We start from the raw sequence: 16,869 nt of genomic DNA on the forward strand, positions 1-16,869 counted from the left end.
CCTATGTTAGATAATCAATTACTTCGAGAGAATCCACAATATGTCGCATCGGAATTATTAAAGCGTGGATTTCAATTTGACATTGCTGCTTTCACTAAGTTGGAAGAAAAGCGCAAAGCATTGCAAGTAAGTACACAATCCCTGCAGAACGAGAGAAATCTGCGCTCTAAAGCAATCGGTGAAGCAAAATCACGAGGCGAAAACATAGAACCTATGCGCGAGGAAGTCAATAAACTTGGTGCAAAATTGGAGCAACAAAAAGCAGAACTTGACGAGGTTCTTAAGCAAATTGAGGTAATTACTTTATCATTGCCGAATATTCCTCATGAATCAGTGCCTGTGGGTAAGGACGAATTTGACAATAAGGAAATCAGATCATGGGGAAAAGTACCTTCTTTTTCTTTCCCAGTAAAGTCTCATGATGAATTGGGTGAAGCACTCGGACAAATGGATTTTGCACTAGCCGCTAAAATTACTGGTAGTCGTTTTGTAGTGATGAAAGGACATTTAGCACGACTACACCGAGCTTTAATCCAATTTATGCTGGATATCCATACTCAACAACATGGTTATCAAGAAATATATGTACCCTATATTGTTAATTCAGATAGTTTATTAGGAACAGGGCAGCTGCCAAAGTTCGAAGCTGATTTATTTAAATTAACAGGAGAGAATGAGTACTATTTGACTTCAACGTCAGAAATACCAGTGACTAATACCGTTCGAGAAATGATATTATCAGTTGATCAATTACCTGTTCGCCATGTTTGTCATTCTCCTTGCTTTCGCAGTGAGGCTGGATCTTACGGAAAAGATACAAAAGGAATGATTAGGCAGCACCAATTTGAGAAAGTTGAGTTAGTTTGGATCACTAAACCGGAAAATTCTTATGAAGCCTTAGAACAGCTTACACAACATGCTGAAGTGATTCTGCAACGTTTGAATTTACCTTATCGAGTGGTTGCTTTGTGTACTGGAGATATTGGCGCAGGCTCAGCTAAAACTTATGATCTTGAAGTTTGGTTGCCTAGTCAGAACACGTACCGGGAAATATCTTCTTGTTCCAATATGGAAGCTTTTCAGGCTCGTCGAATGAAAGCTCGATTTCGAGATCCAGAAACCAATGAAATCAAATTAGTACATACACTAAATGGCTCAGGCCTGGCTGTCGGAAGAACTTTGGTTGCTGTAATGGAGAATTATCAGGATGAGCATGGGAATATCCATATACCTGATGCTTTGAAGCCTTATTTGGGCGGTTTGGATATTATCTCGATGTAATACATTATTTTAGTATGAGGCACCATCACAATAGACTTTTTGTATAATCTGTGTCTTTTGTTATATTGCTGTGTTGCAAAGGGTTCTGAGGAGCTCGTTTTGGAAAGCATTGACAAATTCATATTGACGATGTGATAATTTTAACTAATATTAAAACTAACTGATATAGGTTTACGCATAATCATGGATATTACTTCTTAAAAGTTGCCCGTCAATAGGGCAGAAAACGATAGGTAAATGACCTTGAGTTTAAAACACATCGCCCTGAAATACTTTTAAGAGAAATATCCTATGACTCATAAGCCGATCCAAATTAAACACCTTAGCCTTTCTTTTCCACATAAAATTTGCTTCGATGAATTTAGTGTCCAGGTTCACTATTCGAACCGTATTGGTATCATTGGACGTAATGGTAGTGGAAAATCAACATTACTTAATATACTACAAGGGATCTGCGAGCCAACCGGTGGGGAAATCAAATGTCCTGGCGATGTGAGATTAGCCTCTGTGCCTCAAGTGATTGAAACATATGATACCTATAGCGGTGGGCAACGGTTTAATAAAGCATTAACCACGGCCTTAAATCGAAATCCAAACATTCTGCTTCTCGATGAGCCAACAAATCATTTAGATAGAGACAACCGCAATAGTTTAATGCGAATGCTCAAAAAATACTCGGGAACACTCATCATTGCCTCGCATGACCTTGAACTATTGCGTAGCTCAGTAGATATTCTTTGGCACATAGAGAATGGAAAAATTCATGTGTTTAGTGGAAGCTATGATGACTACATCGCTGAAACTTATAAGCAGAGAAATCAACTGGAACAGAAACTATCAATATTGCATCGCCAAACAAAAGAAATCCATAAAGCATTAATGAAAGAACAGGAAAGAGCGAAAAAAAGTAATTTAAGAGGGGAGAAATCAATACGTGAGCGTAAATGGCCAACGATAGTTTCAGATGAAAAAGCAAGACGTGCAATTGGAACCTCTGGCAGGAAGAAAAAGGCGATTCGGGATAACAAAGAAAATCTTCTTGAACAATTATCTGAATTAAAGCTTCCAGAAGTCATAATTCCTAAATTTTCAATAAATTTAGCAGAAGTTGGAAACCAAATGGTTGTATCCATTACTGCGGGTGAGGTGATGTATAATGCGGAAAATTCTATCTTATCTAAGATTAGCTTTTCTTTAAACGCAACCGAGCGAGTTGCCATCCACGGTGTCAATGGTAGTGGTAAATCAACCTTTATTAAAGCTCTGTTACAGGATACTAATACTATCAGGACTGGGCATTGGCACGTCCCAAAATCAGAGGAAATCGGCTATCTGGATCAACATTATCGCACTCTAAAAGACAGTGATACCGTTTATGAATCGATTGCTAAATTAATGCCTGGACAATCGTATGCTGAAATAAGAATTTTTTTGAATGATTTCTTATTTCGTAAAAATGAAGAAGTTGGAGCACTGGTCAGTCAATTATCTGGAGGAGAGAAGGCCCGACTATCTTTAGCTTTGATTGCAGTAAAAACACCAAAATTATTAATTTTAGATGAAATCACAAATAATCTGGATTTAGAGTCTTTACAATATGTAACAAGTATCCTTAAAAATTATCCAGGTGCAATGATTGTTGTTTCTCATGATGAAGATTTTTTACAAAAAATAGATGTGCAGAACTATTACCAGATAAAAGATGGTTTGTTTTTTTTGGGAACGTCTTGACACTCACGTAACGTAATCTCTTATTGTGTCAATAGTCGCAAGAGGAAATGAAAATGGCTTATACGGTAAAAAAATTAGCAAAACTCTCCGGGGTTAGTATTCGTACTCTTCGGTTTTATGATGAGATTGGATTATTAAAACCGGCTTACTATGGTGATAATCACTATCGCTATTATGGAGAAGAAGAGCTTCTTATGTTGCAGCAGATATTGTTTTATCGTGAGCTTGGTTTCTCTCTCAGTGACATACAAAGGATCATTACGAGTGATGATTTCGATAAATTGGACGCTTTGATTTCTCACAAGAATGTTCTTAATGGAGGTCTTGAAAAAACAAAACAGTTACTAAAGACCATTGATAAAACAATTGAGCACTTAAAAGGTAAAACTAAAATGAAAAATGAAGAGTTATACTACGGTTTTGATTCAGAGAGACAGAAACAATACGAAAAGGAATTAGTAAAAGAGGGAGTTGTCAGTCAAGAATGGATGGACAGTTATAAAGTAAAAATAAACCAATGGACTCAGAAAGACAAGGATAACTTTATCCAGGAGGGTCAAGACATCAATGAGGCATTGATTCTCGCAATAAAAAAGAAGTTTAAACCTTCTTCTCTAGAAGTCCAGTCAATTATAAAACGGCACCATGGATGGGTTGGTTGGAACCCTACGTATGAGGGTTACATTGCCTTAAGTCAAACTTATCATACTCCAGAGTTTAAAAGGTTTTATGATAGCCTACATCCGGATTTGCTTGATTTTATTATAGAAGCAATGACTATTTATGCTAAAAGAGAACTTTTTTAATTAGGTAACTTCCCTGAAAATAAATCATGAAGGGAGCAATTGGCCCTTATTTGCTCTATAAGGTTAATATTTCGAGCATGGCATTGGTGTTATGATGCACTGATTCGATCATATTTTTGTCATTTCCGCATGTGCAGGAATGACAAAAATATTGCATTATGTAGTCAAAGTATGATTTTGCTCTCATTAGTCTATATAGAGGGAAGTCATAGATAGCCCTTGCTGTTATGATCAAGACTAAGTTGGTCCATCACTAACAAAATATTTTGGAGTTAAGAATCCAATGAGAGAAGTCATCCTTCGTGAATTAGAATTTGAAGATAAAGAAACTTTTCTTTCTGCTGTGAAAAGAAGCCAAAAATTACACCACCCTTGGGTTAATGTTCCTTTAACATCAGATGAATTTGAAGAATATTTTTACCGCTCTCAAAAACCAAACCAAAAGAGCTATTTGGTATTTCAGTCCAATAATATCGTCGGAGTGTTCAATATCAGCGAAATAGTGCATGGTTATTTTCAGAATGCCTATTTAGGTTTTTATGCAGTTGCTGATTATGCGGGTAAAGGTTATATGAGTGCTGGTTTGAAATTGCTATTAACCAAGTTTTTTAGAGAAATGGAATTGCATCGTTTAGAAGCGAACATCCAACCTGAGAATAACCGTTCAATTCAGTTTGTAAAGAAAAATGGTTTTCGTTATGAGGGTTTTTCTCCACGTTATCTAAGAGTGAATGAAAAATGGCGAAGTCATGAGCATTGGGCTATGACGTATGAAGATTTTATAAAAAATGATAGTTATGTACTTGAAAAGGATCATATTGTGCTCGTTTCTTATAATTCAGAATGGCCAAAGCAGGCTGAGACTGAAATCGCAAAATTGAGAGCCTCACTTCCTTCAAGCAGTATTACTGATATTCAACATGTAGGCAGTACGGCAGTACCTGGTTTGTCATCAAAGCCTGTCATTGATATTCAAATCGCAGTCAAATCATTAGCAGAAATGAAAATGATTGCCGTACCTATCTTACAGAAATTGGGTTACGAATATTGGGAGGATAATCCTGATCCGGAGCGCATGTTCTTTGTAAAGGGGATGCCACCATTCGGTGAAAAGAGAACTCACCATGTCCATATGGTTGAGACTTCATCCAAACATTGGCAAGGAAAAATACTGTTTAGAGACTATTTGATTTCTCATCCAAAGGCAGCGGAAGAATATCAACAGTTAAAAAGCAAATTAGCTCAGCAACATACCTGTGATCGTGAACAGTATACTAATGCGAAAAGCGAGTTTGTTAAAAAAATTTTAAAGTTAGCACAAAGTTAATAAATTCATACAAAAGCTCAAAATTTGCGAAACACTTTGTTAACGAAGAGATTGGATTTTTTCTTAAATCCTGCAGGGAAGGTGGATGCATTGATCTAATACTTCGAAACATCATTCTTTATTCTTTACCAAGACCATCAAAAAATTCTCATGAATGTTTTTAAGAAAAATAACGGTGAGACGAAACGATACGCAAGGCTATTTCCTCCGACAATAATGTGATCTATAATTATACTAAGTGGTTTTATTTGGATCTATTATGGCTAATCAACCCCCAAAATCTAAATGGCATGAGATTAAACAACAATCTGAAGCTAAGAATAAACTTGAGAATAAATATGATCCAGTGGATACTGAGGAAGAAATTAAACAACTGTATCTCAATACACAGGTAGGTAGCCCGGTTGATACCTTGGGAGAAGCCAAAGTTCAAGATAAAAATCCAGGTCCTGTAGATACTCCATCAGAAAAAAAAGCAGCAGAACACGATGAGCCAGATCCTGACATACCAAAACCATGTTGATGACCTATTTGCATTTAGATTAATGAGGAGAGGTATCGCATTTTTGTATAGTCAGCGATACCTAAAATGGCTTGACAGACAATAGAAATATTTGTAAATTTTTCTCAAGAAATCCTTTAGTGTTCCATACTCTTTTAGTCATCCTGATCGAACACATCATTAGGTTTTGGTGATGACTTCTTTATTCTTTAATTAAAGAGGTCATTACTATGTTAGATAAATCAAACTCCCCTTATATTTTAAGTCTGCAAGAAGGCGATAACTTATTCCAGGCCATTTTACAATTCGTTGAGGCAGCCAATTTAAAATCAGCGGTTCTCAGTGGTTTAGGAGCGTTGTCTAATATTACCATGGGATATTTTCATCGTGATACTCAACAACACAGTAAGCGATTATTCAGTGGTACCTATGAATTGGTCTCTCTGACAGGAAATGTTACTTTTGCTAATGAAGATCGCTTTTTACATATCCATGCTGCCATTGGAGATGATCAGTTTAATGTCTTTGGCGGCCATATCATAGATGCGTTTGCAAGCGCTTCCATTGAAATTGCAATTACTCCATTAACTTATCCAGTATTTCGAATAGTTCACCCTGAATTAGGGATTAAAGTGATTTGCCCTTTTGTTGCTAATTGAAAATCAAGTTAACTATTCTGTCAATTTGGAGTTGTCATGATCAATTCAATGAATCAAAAAAAATTTACCATTTTTAGTGAGAGTGAAATCCGCACTAATCCGAGAGGAGTACTGGAGTATTATAAACACAATGGCATTATTGGACTTAATGAATACCTTACTCCATCAGGCAGGGTAAGTTTACTTGATGAATTAGTAAAAATTCAACAAGATGCTGAAGACGACATGTCTGCAAACTGGAATAATCAAATGGTTAATTTTTATTCCAAAAACCCTTTGAGAACGAAACCGGATGATAAAGAATATGTTACCGAACCTTATTTTCAAGCTTCCCGAGATAAAGCACATGTATTTTATGAAATGATAGAGAATATTCGGGTAGTGAACCGAATAGGCCATGGTATGCATCTCATCGATCGTTATTCCATGATGCAGAAAGCTGTTTATAACAATCCAATACTGATCGCATTGTTAAAAGGGATTGGATTTAAAAAACCAATTTGCCATCTCAGTGTTTATATTCCCAAATATCCTAACGGGGCAGGGAGTGAAGTAAGACCTCATCAGGAATCCACTTTTGCCTACACAGTACCTCAAACGGTTGTTGTTTTGTGGGTGGCTCTGGAAGATGCATTAATTGAAAATGCGTGCATGTATGGAATTTTAGGCAGTAATCATTGGCCATTGAAATGGGTATCCAGGGTAAATCATCAAGCCAAAACTCGTCAATTTGAGCAAATCAGTGAATTACATATTCCCGATTTTGTTACAGAAAATAATTGTTATACACCGTTAGAAATTAAGGCTGGAGACGCTTTATTATTCCACGGTAATTTTGTGCATTGCAGCCCAATCAATACTTCTGCTTATTCAAGAAAGGCATTGTCATTTCAATTTATTGAAACGCATGCCACTCATTATCCAGGGACTAACTGGTTAAGAAATCCTAATAATCGGTATTTATATTAAACATTAAATTGAGTGAATTATTGAGGGGTAAATAAATGTCTATGTACGATAAGAGCGAGTTTTTCAAAACCTATTTTTCAAGCGCAAGCGAGAAGCCCATTCTGATTGATTTGCTGGGCAAACGGCTCCATCCTTCTTCTCATGCTATGAATATATTGGATTTGGGTTGTCATGATGGGGCATTGATGAAAAAAATTGTTTCGACTTATGCTGATCGTCTGCCAGATGACGTCGTTATTACAGGAGTGGATCCCAGCGTACAGGCAATTGGCGAGTATGCCAACACTGATTTTTCAATTCCAGTACATGTTAATACCTTTTCTGGGACTGCAGAACATTATTTCGAAGCGTGTTTTGAACGTTTTGACTGGATTTTTGCATCACAATGCTTGTATTGGTCACCCGATTTATCGCAAGTGATTAAGCAAATTGATAAAGCAGGAGATTCTTCTTTAATTGTAATTAGAGGGCGCACTGGAATTTATGAAATTCAGTCGCAATTTAAAGATTATATAGGGAATAATTCAGAGAAATTTTACACAGAAAAAGATGTTGAAGCGGTTCTTTTATCTCAGAAAATCCCCTTTCAAAAAGAGTCAATAACTACATTTATTCAATTACCACCTAAAGACAGTATTGAGTTTGAATGGTTGATTTTATTTTTTTTGCAAAGGGATGAACAGGAGTTAAATAATGAAATATTTATGGAAGTCCAAGACTGGATAATATCAAAATCATCTGAAAGGATTCCTCATGAAGTTCATTTTTTTTGGCTAGGAAATGCGATTCTTGCAAAAGATCACGTTACAAATACCTTAGTTAAGACAGACAGCTTAATTTAAAAGTAATCATTGAAAAATAGTTTTATTAAATCAAGGCAATATTTTCAATGAAATTGACTTCATCATCAGTGAGTCTGAATTCATTGGTAGTAAGATCTTTCTTCATATGGTCGGCATTCGTTGTACCTGTTAAAGGGAGCATTCCGATTTGCTGAGAAAATCTAAAAATAATTTGCTCAATCGATTTCTTGTGTGTATTACTTATATTCTCAAGTTGAGGATGTTTCAATTCGTATTGATTGGCTGTTAATAACGAGAAACCTTGATAGATAATTCCATGGGATTGGCAAAAGGTGCGAATTTGTTTATCCCATAATTGCCGAGCAAAACATCTGTTTTGAACAAATTTAGGTATTATCGAAGCAAATGAGATGAGTTCGGTTAATTGTTCATAGCTGACATTAGATATGCCCAGGTATTTGGCTTTTCCTTCTTTATAAAGAGTTTCCATCTGGTGCCAGACTTCTTTATCTTCATCAGAAAAGTGGTTTTGATAATAAGGGCCATGCAAAATATAGGAATTCAAATAATCAGTTTTTAAATGTTCAAGGCTACTTTCAAAGGATTGCTTTACTTGAGTCTTAAGGTTTGCCTTATTGTCATATGGCTTGCGATGATCCTGTCCATGAGCATAGGTGAATTTTGATTGTAGAAAAATATCATCACGCGAAACTCCTAACATTTTATAGGCTTGCTGTAAGCCGTATCCGACACCTTCTTCATAATAGTGTCTTCTTTGGTTAGCAGTATCTATACCCCGAAACCCAGAGCTTAAGGCAAGCTCTACCAGTTCACTCGTGCGCTCTTCTTTCCAGGCAGTGCCGTATATAAAAGTCGGGATACTGATATCCATAGTTTAATCCTTTTCTCATAATGGGAAGATAGTAGAACATCAATCAAATCAAAGTACTATCAGTAATTTCAAGTATATTGTAGCTTATCCATTTGTTAATATTTAAGGAAATAGCTGTAATAATAGCTATTTTCTATAGTTGAAATATCGGATTCGCATTTGTCGCCCCCCGGTTCCAACACAATCCCGCCTTGTTGTTCCCCTTATATATCCTAGTAAATTTCCATGAACTGCCTAACCTCTTTTATAATCCTTTATCAAAACTGGCATATTCTTTTGAGTAGATTTATCTGTTTGTAATTGCCTAATTAAAGAGCCTGTAACAAAAAGGCAGATGACGTTTTACTCTAAGAAATTGTAAATAATATTAAATTCTTATTTGTCCTTCACCACGAACAATCCATTTATAACTAGTTAGCGCATCCAATCCCATTGGACCTCTGGCATGAATTTTTTGTGTACTAATTCCAATTTCCGCTCCTAAACCAAATTGTCCGCCATCAGTAAATGCTGTTGAAGCATTGACATAAACAACTGCAGCATCCACTTCTTTTAGGAATCTTTCAATTGAGGTTTGGTCTTCCGCAATAATTGCCTCACTGTGATGAGAAGTAAAAGATTGAATATGCTTAATTGCTTCTTCAAGCGAAGAAACTGTTTTAATCGACAATTTATAATCAAGATATTCTTGCCCGTAATTTTCTGGTTTTGCTTGAAATAATAAAGAGTCGGGATAATTGTTTTTCAAAGTATTAAAACTCAACTCATCACCATAGATTTGCACATTTTTTTCTGACAGCAATTTAACTAATTCTGGTAAATCACTTAAGCGTGCTTGATGAATAATTAAAGTGTCCAGTGCATTACACACGCTCACGCGTCTTGTCTTTGCATTATTTACAATTAGTCGGGCTTTCTCTAAGTTTCCACTTATATCAAAGTAAGTATGGACAATGCCTGCGCCTGTTTCTATAACAGGAATTTGGGCATTCTTTCTTACAAAATTAATAAGCGCTTGACTACCTCGTGGAATACAAAGATCGACCAGATCTGTTGCTTGAAGCAATGTGTAAGTAAATTCTCGTTCTGACGGTAATAAATAGATGATATCTGGATTTAAATTATGTGATTTCAATACATTTTGAATAACAGACACTAAATATTGATTGGATTGATTAGCTTCTTTTCCACCTTTTAAAACACAAGCATTTCCTGTTTTAAAACACAAACTAAAAACATCGACCGTCACATTGGGCCTTGCTTCATAGATTACAGAAACAACACCAATTGGAACTGAAATTTTTTGAATAATCAATCCATTAGTTTGTTTTTTTTCAGAAAGTATATTACCTAAAGGACTAGGTAAATCAGCAACACTTTCGACATCATCAGCAATCGTATGTATTCTTTCTTTAGTTAGTAATAGGCGATCATATCTTGGGTCTCCTTCATCCATGAGATCTAAATCTTTCTGGTTTTCCATGATTAATTCTGAACAATGTTTTCTCAGATTTATTGCAAGATCTTTTAAAATTGCAGAACGTTTATTTTCCTCTATAAAATTTAGGTTTCTTGCCGCTTCTTTAACTTGTTTTAGATGAGAAAGTATTTTGTTATGCATTAGCTCTAACTCCTAAAAAACATGTAAGTGATCATAATGAATAAAAGCAGGTTTGTTTTTTTCGCCTAAGTATTCATCCAATTTCTTAAAGTCATATCTGGCAATACCGATACCTACCTTTTCATTCTTTGAGTTAAAGATATCTATTAAATCACCTTTTTTAAAGTCTCCAGCAAATTTCTCAATGCCAATCGGGAGGATACTCAAAACATGATTTTGAGCTTTTAAAAGAGAGAACAAATTATCGTTAATAGCAATTGACCCTGATTTTTTACTGCCATTAAAAGCAATCCAACGTTTGATATTCGATTTTTTCTTATGTGCGAGAATAGTTGTTCCAACTTCTTTTTTATTAATAATATCTATGATAACAGTAGGAATATTAATATTTGCAATAGTCGTTACTACACCCAAATCAGACATTTTACGTGCTGTAGCCAGTTTTGAAAGCATGCCACCTCTACCGAGCGCTGATTTTTCTGATGACACACTTGGCCAGCCATTATTAGGGTCAATTATTTTTATAATTTTTGAGTCTGAATCATTTGGATGGCTTGTAAATACACCATCCACGTTTGTTAAAATAATCAGACGATCAGCATTTACTTGTGCCGCTATGAGACCTGCCAACTCATCATTATCTGTAAACATTAATTCTTCAATAGCTACAGAGTCATTTTCATTAATAATTGGAACAATATTAGAATGCTTTAATAATTCATGAAGTAGTCGTGCAATATTCAAATAATGTTGCCTTGTTTGAAAATCTTGTTTGGTAAGTAATAATTGTGAAACCAAAATTTTCTGAGTTCTAAATAAAGTGGAATAAATATTCATTAATTCAGGTTGGCCTATAGAAGCTAAAAGCTGCTTTTCTCCCACTGTATTACGGTGTTCTTTTTGCAAAAAATGTCTTGCTACCTTTCTACCTGAACCTACAGCTCCTGAGCTGACTATAATTACCTGATGTCCTGATCGTTGTAAGTGTGTAACTTGTTCTACAAGATTTAGTAATAAGGAATCGATGGGGCTACCATCCGCTGCCAATATGCTTTGGGTCCCCACTTTGATAACAATTTTCATTTTATAATCTTCTTAATTTTTTCTTTTAGAAAAATCTCATTATGCTATTGGATGCAATTTTGAAGGCTTTGTGCTGTTGCGGAACTCTAATCGTACCGATCATAAATTTGTAATCATTGTAAATAAAACAATACCGATAGGCAATGCAATGAGTGTCATAGGACATATAACTTTAAGCCTAATTTGTCGGGGGGATGAATTGTCAACACGCTCTAAATTCAAAAAAGCACTACAGTCATTCTAAGTAAATTGGAACTTATCCGTTCAATTTGCATGCTAATTAATATTTTAGAAAATAACTGTATTCACAGTTATTTTCTATAGTTAAAACATTGGATCCATAGGAATCCATTCATGATTACTTACTGCATTGAATATTGTATTTCTTGTCTGTTTTCCTCTGATTCTCTTTTTTCTTCTTTCCCAAGCTCTTTTAGATTAAACCAATGATTCAAAACATCAATGCCATTTGCGGCACCAGGAATTGTGGAAGGAAGTGACGTGACGGCTTTAAATAAGGCATCAAATCCTCGATAAGTATTTAGTGCAGTCACAACAGTTTTAACCGTTTCAGGTACTTGTTTACACATTAAAATGACAGCAGTAAGTGCATGAATAGAGATATCAATAGAATATTCAGCAGGATCGGCATCTGGGTTATTCCACAAGTCATACAATACTGCCAAACTGGTAAGGCCGTTGTATATGATACAAAAATTTCTCAGAGTAATATATTGTCTTAAATTACCAAAAAATCCGGGCATTGTTTCATTCCTTAGTTAAATAATAGGTAATAAATTTTTTCACTAAAATTCTTTAATGGGTTAAAGAATTTTAGTAGCCGAGAGCTTATCATTTTTTTATAATTGGTGACAACATTTTGATTATAAAGTATTATTTGGAATCAAAATTCACATTAACTAAATAATTCATGTGGAAGTGGAACGAACCCGATTTTCGTTGCTGTCCTTTGGCTGCCTTTCTAATCTTTAGTTTTGGAAGAAAAATAATGTTTTTAAGCAGTGAAGATAAAGAACTGATACGTAATGCCCTTAATTTCCACTTTTGCACGGCAAAAAATAAGAAAGAAAAAAAATTACAGCTAAAAACCGTCTATAAAATACTTGATACAATACTGAATTATTTAGAAAAAATACCACTTCAAGAAGAAGCGTCTTTTACTGAAGCATTATCTTGTTGCATAAACGAATTAAAACAAGACGAAGTCATTAGATCTAGCTATTTCTTTTTAATCAATGAAGAGCAAATCAAAGATCCCTTGAAAATGCTAAGTAAAACAAGAATGGATGTGGTTAATGGATTTAATCAGACCATTGTTCAACGAGAAATAACTCGATATTTTTTGTTAAATTTAATGGAATATGTTAGAACTAATTTGCCAATATCAGAAAGGAATACTCAATTACTTCACTCACTGCAAAGACGTCTTACCGTAATAAGCTGTAATATCGAGATTGCTAATATCAAGTATGTACTTGGCTGGCTCAATGGGATGAATAATATGTCATTAAGATACAAATCCCGTATCTTAAAATCAACCAACCTTTTTTTTTCTGTATTTCCTAAAGTGTCATTACTCTATCCTTTAACCTATTTTGGGGCATTTTTTTCTTTTATTTATTCTTTTGGGTCACCTTCACCGTGGTTGACTCACTTACTGTTTGATGTATTGCGTTTTGCTACTTTTTCAGATGATTTCAATGTAATAAGTGAGCGTGTGGGCTATGTCAGTCTAATCTCTCTTGTTTCTTTTGGTATTGGTTATCTAGGCAATAGATTATTACCTCCTATCATTAATGAACTCGAGGATACTCGTATAAGTAATGAAAGAATATTGCAAGCTGTGGTTGATTCGTTTCCCCCTAATGATGTACAAATGAATTTTGGTGATGAACAATTTATTCTATCTGTAAAACAAAATCTTGTTAGTTCACTCAATCTTTCGGAAAAGGTAATACAACAATTGAATTTTTAAAAAGCTATGATACTCTTGTTGCTGCTATGCTAATGCTGAAGAATACAGCGTTAAGTGGTTGGCCGCATAAGCAGCCAACGGATTTTTTTATCCAACAGTAGTTTTTAAAAACTCTTGAGTTTGTTCTTTCAGGTCAGATGATATATTCGCTCCTGCCAGATTAATTCCTATTCTACTGGCAAAAAAAGCGCATTGATTTAATAAGGAAGGTACCTCGGTTTTTCCACCTAATTCTCCTACCATATTAGTTGTTTTTATTGTTGGAGCTACTTCTTTACCAAAATTATCTACTAAAATGATTTGTTTCACGTTAGGAAATACGTTTTTCAAAGCAGCTCGTTGCTCTGTGGACATTAAATTCACCGAGTTGTAATCTAAACGAATAGTTTGCACATGCTGGAGAGAATCTTTCATTAAAATTAATTGATTTACTGATAATTTATATAATTTGTTAAAGCTTAAATCAATAGAAGTTACGTTGGCAGAGATAGCGGAAAACGCTACAGTTAATTCACTGCCGTTTCTTTTATATAAGTTATTACCACACAAATCCAGTATAGTGACACTAAGAGGAATAGCGGAAAAAGCCTGGGCTAATTCAGTGCCGCGTCTTTTGCCCAAGTTATTCCAGCGCAAATTAAGTGACAATATATTAGTAGAGAGGGCAGAAAAAGCTTGAGCTAGTTCAGCGCCGTTTTTTCTACATAACCCATTTGATCTCAAATCAAGCTCAGCTACACTCATCGGGATGGCAGCAAAAGCCTGAGTTAATTCAGTACTGTCTTTTCTACCCAAACCATTTAATCCCAAATTAAGGGAAATCACTGGAATTTTGATGGCAGTTAATTTTAGAACACAGTCATCCCATGGATATAATTTCAATCTATACATCGATTATTCTCCTTATTCAAAATGAGGTAACAAAGTCATCAACTGTTTGGAGATTAGTTGATAACCACTTTGATGATTAAAATAGAGGCGTTAGATCAGAAGAGATATGAGACTGGGATTGGCAATAAAGGATTGCGCTGAATCAAAGTCTCATGAAATTACACTAGAATGAATCTTGTGTTTATCAGACCTTTGTATGACTTATATTTTTGTTTTATAGCTGCATTGTAAAAGTTTCTGTAGTACTGATGGACTAATGGTAAATCATACTACTCGTCGAAACGATTACTCTTTGCTTTAAAACAAAATAATAGCCTATAAGAGGTCAATTTCATCTGTTCTTTGCCTCAGCGACGAACCCGTTTAGTCATTAAAACTAAGTGAAGACACCAGTCCTCCATCTATCCTTAGGGAGAAGATAGGTCGCACTACCTGCAAAACAATGAATATTGTTTATTTGGTCAGGACTAATATACTACGCACTAGATTAACAAAATATTAACTATTGGAAAATAATATGATCAAGTAGTTGAAATAAACAACCACATTAAAGAACCAGGGAATCCAGATTATTTTGCTTGTTGAAAAACCAGATTAAAAACCTTTATTTAGGAAAACTATATGAAGAAATATGAACGGCTGGTTAAGGTGATATATCAAATCATTAAATTAGGCTGATACTGTCTGACCTTTCATTACTTGGATCTAGAATGCGCCCTTGTAGAAATGCTTATAGCCCTTTATTTATATGGTCGGAGTGACAGGAATTGAACCTGCGACCCCTGCCTCCCGAAGGCAGTGCTCTACCAAACTGAGCTACACTCCGTTTTTGGTTTTAAAGTTCATTCCATTAATTTGAGGTTTTTTGCAAGTCTGTGCATTGCTTTATTTTACTCGAAGTTAGTATATTCGTCGATTTATTGTTGGTTCGTATATTTGGTTTGCAAACAACTGCTCTTTAACATGAGTTAACATAAACCATATCAATAGAGATAGCTTGGATTTTTATGAATCAACCCAAGTCAATTTTATACTATATAGAGATTTTACGGCTTTTTTACTTTTGTCTCAGACATGATTAATGCTCAATTGTTAATTTTGGGCTAATATAACAGTAACATTCTTACTATTTGGGTCAATACAAATGGCAGAAATTGAGATTGAAAGCAAACCAGGTATTGTAGAAACTAACCTGGAAGATCGCAAATCGGCAATGTTAGACGATTTGAATAATCCAGTATCGATAGTAGAGCGAGTATATCTCATATGGTGGCATTGGGCTGATTTCCATCTTCATGTTATTTCTCCACATATTGATACTATTACTCCCGCAATAATCATTGAACCAGAGCTTCTTGCAGGTTCTAATGAGCGCGAATTTGTTTATGCAATTCATGATAGTGGCAATAAATTATCGACCTCTAAAAGTCAAGATATGTTTAGTGCCGGTATGTCAATGTGTAAGCTGTTCTATACTATCGAAAAAATGATTCATATCCTGATCGACCGTTTAAAATCAGGAGGCGTGAGTGAAGAAACAGAAGTTCAGGTTGCTTTTGCTGGACATGAACTGGCACAGAGAAAAGGTTTTGAGTCAATTATCAATTTATCTTATAACGTTGTCATCACTAATTTTGATCCTGGTGCATGGGGTGAACAATATTTGCAAAATGTGAAGCAAATGGCCGAGAAAGGTTATGGGTATCCCCCCGAGTCTCCAAGAGAAAATTATAGACACTTTCCAATGACACCTTCGACATCAGCGCGAAGTAAATAATTTGGTTATTCTCCTGGCCTGCTCATTTTTAAACTGGTTTTGGTCCATTGCTGTAAAAGCGTATAGTTCCCTTTTAAACAAAAAGGGGCAATTAGGCTAGCAGGAATAAAATAAAAAAATCGAGCGATAATTTGTTGTTTTGATGGCTTTTTTTGAGAGTCGGTTGTTAATTTTAATTGCCAGGCTCTCATCCCTATAGTCTGCCCTGCAATTCGAATAGACCTATAGTAGTAGAAAAAAGAAATACTGAATAACGAAAATTGATACCAATGGGTAGCTGGTGGAATCGCTTTACCATGTGTGAATAATACAAGTACAGCGGTGTAGGCAAAAAATAAAATGAATAAAATGATTAAGTCATAAATAAGTGAGCCTATATATCTGATTAAAAACATAACTCTTATTTACCTTATACCAATTTCAACTATGAATTCTAAATTCAGAATATCCATAATTTAAGGAAAACACATTATAAATTTTTTGTTCCTCGAATAGAAATATATGCTTAACAGACAGAAAAATAAAACGAAT

General features: G+C 35.0%; 16 protein-coding genes and 1 tRNA gene. 10 read left to right on the plus strand and 7 right to left on the minus strand.

All coding sequences use genetic code 11. The features are described 5' to 3' along the window. Positions 1 to 3: 3 nt before the first annotated feature. The 8 genes from serS (at position 4) to ACZ5EK_RS02735 (ending at position 8,117) form a co-directional block, all read left to right on the plus strand. Complete coding sequence (gene serS, locus ACZ5EK_RS02700; RefSeq protein WP_464431281.1) at positions 4 to 1,281, plus strand: serine--tRNA ligase; 1,278 nt, start codon at positions 4 to 6, stop codon at positions 1,279 to 1,281. A 291-nt stretch (positions 1,282 to 1,572) separates the two neighbouring features. Further along, the gene (locus ACZ5EK_RS02705) at positions 1,573 to 3,012 is read left to right on the plus strand and encodes an ABC-F family ATP-binding cassette domain-containing protein (RefSeq protein ID WP_464431282.1); all 1,440 of its coding nucleotides are present in this window, start codon (positions 1,573 to 1,575) and stop codon (positions 3,010 to 3,012) included. Between the two features lie 53 nt (positions 3,013 to 3,065). Continuing rightward, on the plus strand, positions 3,066 to 3,818 hold the full coding sequence (locus ACZ5EK_RS02710) for a MerR family transcriptional regulator (RefSeq protein WP_464431283.1): 753 nt from the start codon (positions 3,066 to 3,068) through the stop codon (positions 3,816 to 3,818). 283 nt (positions 3,819 to 4,101) lie between these two features. Further along, on the plus strand, positions 4,102 to 5,145 hold the full coding sequence (locus tag ACZ5EK_RS02715; RefSeq protein WP_464431284.1) for a GNAT family N-acetyltransferase: 1,044 nt from the start codon (positions 4,102 to 4,104) through the stop codon (positions 5,143 to 5,145). A 259-nt stretch (positions 5,146 to 5,404) separates the two neighbouring features. After that, on the plus strand, positions 5,405 to 5,668 hold the full coding sequence (locus ACZ5EK_RS02720) for a hypothetical protein (protein ID WP_464431285.1): 264 nt from the start codon (positions 5,405 to 5,407) through the stop codon (positions 5,666 to 5,668). 209 nt (positions 5,669 to 5,877) lie between these two features. Beyond that, positions 5,878 to 6,306 (plus strand): PPC domain-containing DNA-binding protein, encoded by a 429-nt coding sequence (locus ACZ5EK_RS02725; protein WP_464431286.1) that lies wholly within the window; start codon positions 5,878 to 5,880, stop codon positions 6,304 to 6,306. 36 nt (positions 6,307 to 6,342) lie between these two features. Next, entirely contained in the window at positions 6,343 to 7,275 is a 933-nt protein-coding gene (locus ACZ5EK_RS02730) for a phytanoyl-CoA dioxygenase family protein (protein ID WP_464431287.1), read from the plus strand. Between the two features lie 35 nt (positions 7,276 to 7,310). Beyond that, positions 7,311 to 8,117, plus strand: a complete 807-nt coding sequence (locus ACZ5EK_RS02735) for a class I SAM-dependent methyltransferase (RefSeq protein WP_464431288.1) — start codon at positions 7,311 to 7,313, stop codon at positions 8,115 to 8,117. Positions 8,118 to 8,142: 25 nt separating this feature from the next. On the opposite strand, the gene ACZ5EK_RS02740 is transcribed toward ACZ5EK_RS02735, so the two are convergent. From ACZ5EK_RS02740 to ACZ5EK_RS02755, 4 genes are all read right to left on the minus strand, one after another. Continuing rightward, on the minus strand, positions 8,143 to 8,970 hold the full coding sequence (locus tag ACZ5EK_RS02740; RefSeq protein ID WP_464431289.1) for an aldo/keto reductase family protein: 828 nt from the start codon (positions 8,968 to 8,970) through the stop codon (positions 8,143 to 8,145). Between the two features lie 367 nt (positions 8,971 to 9,337). Then, positions 9,338 to 10,591 carry a glutamate-5-semialdehyde dehydrogenase gene (locus ACZ5EK_RS02745; protein WP_464431290.1) on the minus strand — a complete coding sequence of 418 codons (1,254 nt, stop codon included), beginning with the start codon at positions 10,589 to 10,591 and terminating at the stop codon, positions 9,338 to 9,340. Positions 10,592 to 10,603: 12 nt separating this feature from the next. Further along, positions 10,604 to 11,674: a glutamate 5-kinase gene (proB, locus tag ACZ5EK_RS02750; protein ID WP_464431291.1), complete on the minus strand. Its 1,071-nt coding sequence runs from the start codon at positions 11,672 to 11,674 to the stop codon at positions 10,604 to 10,606. A 362-nt stretch (positions 11,675 to 12,036) separates the two neighbouring features. Continuing rightward, a complete protein-coding gene (locus ACZ5EK_RS02755) occupies positions 12,037 to 12,438 on the minus strand; it encodes a hypothetical protein (RefSeq protein ID WP_464431292.1) in 402 nt (133 codons plus the stop codon). Between the two features lie 245 nt (positions 12,439 to 12,683). On the opposite strand from ACZ5EK_RS02755, the gene ACZ5EK_RS02760 reads away from it, so the two are divergent. Next, a complete protein-coding gene (locus ACZ5EK_RS02760) occupies positions 12,684 to 13,670 on the plus strand; it encodes a hypothetical protein (RefSeq protein WP_464431293.1) in 987 nt (328 codons plus the stop codon). Between the two features lie 87 nt (positions 13,671 to 13,757). Here ACZ5EK_RS02760 and ACZ5EK_RS02765 read toward each other — a convergent pair whose 3' ends face one another. Continuing rightward, positions 13,758 to 14,561 (minus strand): leucine-rich repeat domain-containing protein, encoded by an 804-nt coding sequence (locus ACZ5EK_RS02765; protein WP_464431294.1) that lies wholly within the window; start codon positions 14,559 to 14,561, stop codon positions 13,758 to 13,760. A gap of 749 nt (positions 14,562 to 15,310) precedes the next feature. Beyond that, positions 15,311 to 15,387: transfer RNA gene (locus ACZ5EK_RS02770), tRNA-Pro, on the minus strand. 318 nt (positions 15,388 to 15,705) lie between these two features. On the opposite strand from ACZ5EK_RS02770, the gene ACZ5EK_RS02775 reads away from it, so the two are divergent. Further along, entirely contained in the window at positions 15,706 to 16,338 is a 633-nt protein-coding gene (locus tag ACZ5EK_RS02775; RefSeq protein WP_464431295.1) for a virulence factor, read from the plus strand. 5 nt (positions 16,339 to 16,343) lie between these two features. Here the strand turns inward: ACZ5EK_RS02775 and ACZ5EK_RS02780 are convergent, their stop codons facing one another. Further along, positions 16,344 to 16,733 carry an RDD family protein gene (locus ACZ5EK_RS02780; protein ID WP_464431296.1) on the minus strand — a complete coding sequence of 130 codons (390 nt, stop codon included), beginning with the start codon at positions 16,731 to 16,733 and terminating at the stop codon, positions 16,344 to 16,346. Between the last annotated feature and the right edge of the window lie 136 nt (positions 16,734 to 16,869).

This window comes from Legionella sp. JM-2024, from assembly GCF_055389095.1.

Bases quoted from the DNA above. Each gene is read 5' to 3' on its own strand.
- serS (WP_464431281.1), top strand. From the start codon at position 4: ATGTTAGATAATCAATTACTTCGAGAGAATCCACAATATGTCGCATCG.
- ACZ5EK_RS02705 (WP_464431282.1), top strand. From the start codon at position 1,573: ATGACTCATAAGCCGATCCAAATTAAACACCTTAGCCTTTCTTTTCCA.
- ACZ5EK_RS02710 (WP_464431283.1), top strand. From the start codon at position 3,066: ATGGCTTATACGGTAAAAAAATTAGCAAAACTCTCCGGGGTTAGTATT.
- ACZ5EK_RS02715 (WP_464431284.1), top strand. From the start codon at position 4,102: ATGAGAGAAGTCATCCTTCGTGAATTAGAATTTGAAGATAAAGAAACT.
- ACZ5EK_RS02720 (WP_464431285.1), top strand. From the start codon at position 5,405: ATGGCTAATCAACCCCCAAAATCTAAATGGCATGAGATTAAACAACAA.
- ACZ5EK_RS02725 (WP_464431286.1), top strand. From the start codon at position 5,878: ATGTTAGATAAATCAAACTCCCCTTATATTTTAAGTCTGCAAGAAGGC.
- ACZ5EK_RS02730 (WP_464431287.1), top strand. From the start codon at position 6,343: ATGATCAATTCAATGAATCAAAAAAAATTTACCATTTTTAGTGAGAGT.
- ACZ5EK_RS02735 (WP_464431288.1), top strand. From the start codon at position 7,311: ATGTCTATGTACGATAAGAGCGAGTTTTTCAAAACCTATTTTTCAAGC.
- ACZ5EK_RS02740 (WP_464431289.1), bottom strand. From the start codon at position 8,970: ATGGATATCAGTATCCCGACTTTTATATACGGCACTGCCTGGAAAGAA.
- ACZ5EK_RS02745 (WP_464431290.1), bottom strand. From the start codon at position 10,591: ATGCATAACAAAATACTTTCTCATCTAAAACAAGTTAAAGAAGCGGCA.
- proB (WP_464431291.1), bottom strand. From the start codon at position 11,674: ATGAAAATTGTTATCAAAGTGGGGACCCAAAGCATATTGGCAGCGGAT.
- ACZ5EK_RS02755 (WP_464431292.1), bottom strand. From the start codon at position 12,438: ATGCCCGGATTTTTTGGTAATTTAAGACAATATATTACTCTGAGAAAT.
- ACZ5EK_RS02760 (WP_464431293.1), top strand. From the start codon at position 12,684: ATGTTTTTAAGCAGTGAAGATAAAGAACTGATACGTAATGCCCTTAAT.
- ACZ5EK_RS02765 (WP_464431294.1), bottom strand. From the start codon at position 14,561: ATGTATAGATTGAAATTATATCCATGGGATGACTGTGTTCTAAAATTA.
- ACZ5EK_RS02775 (WP_464431295.1), top strand. From the start codon at position 15,706: ATGGCAGAAATTGAGATTGAAAGCAAACCAGGTATTGTAGAAACTAAC.
- ACZ5EK_RS02780 (WP_464431296.1), bottom strand. From the start codon at position 16,733: ATGTTTTTAATCAGATATATAGGCTCACTTATTTATGACTTAATCATT.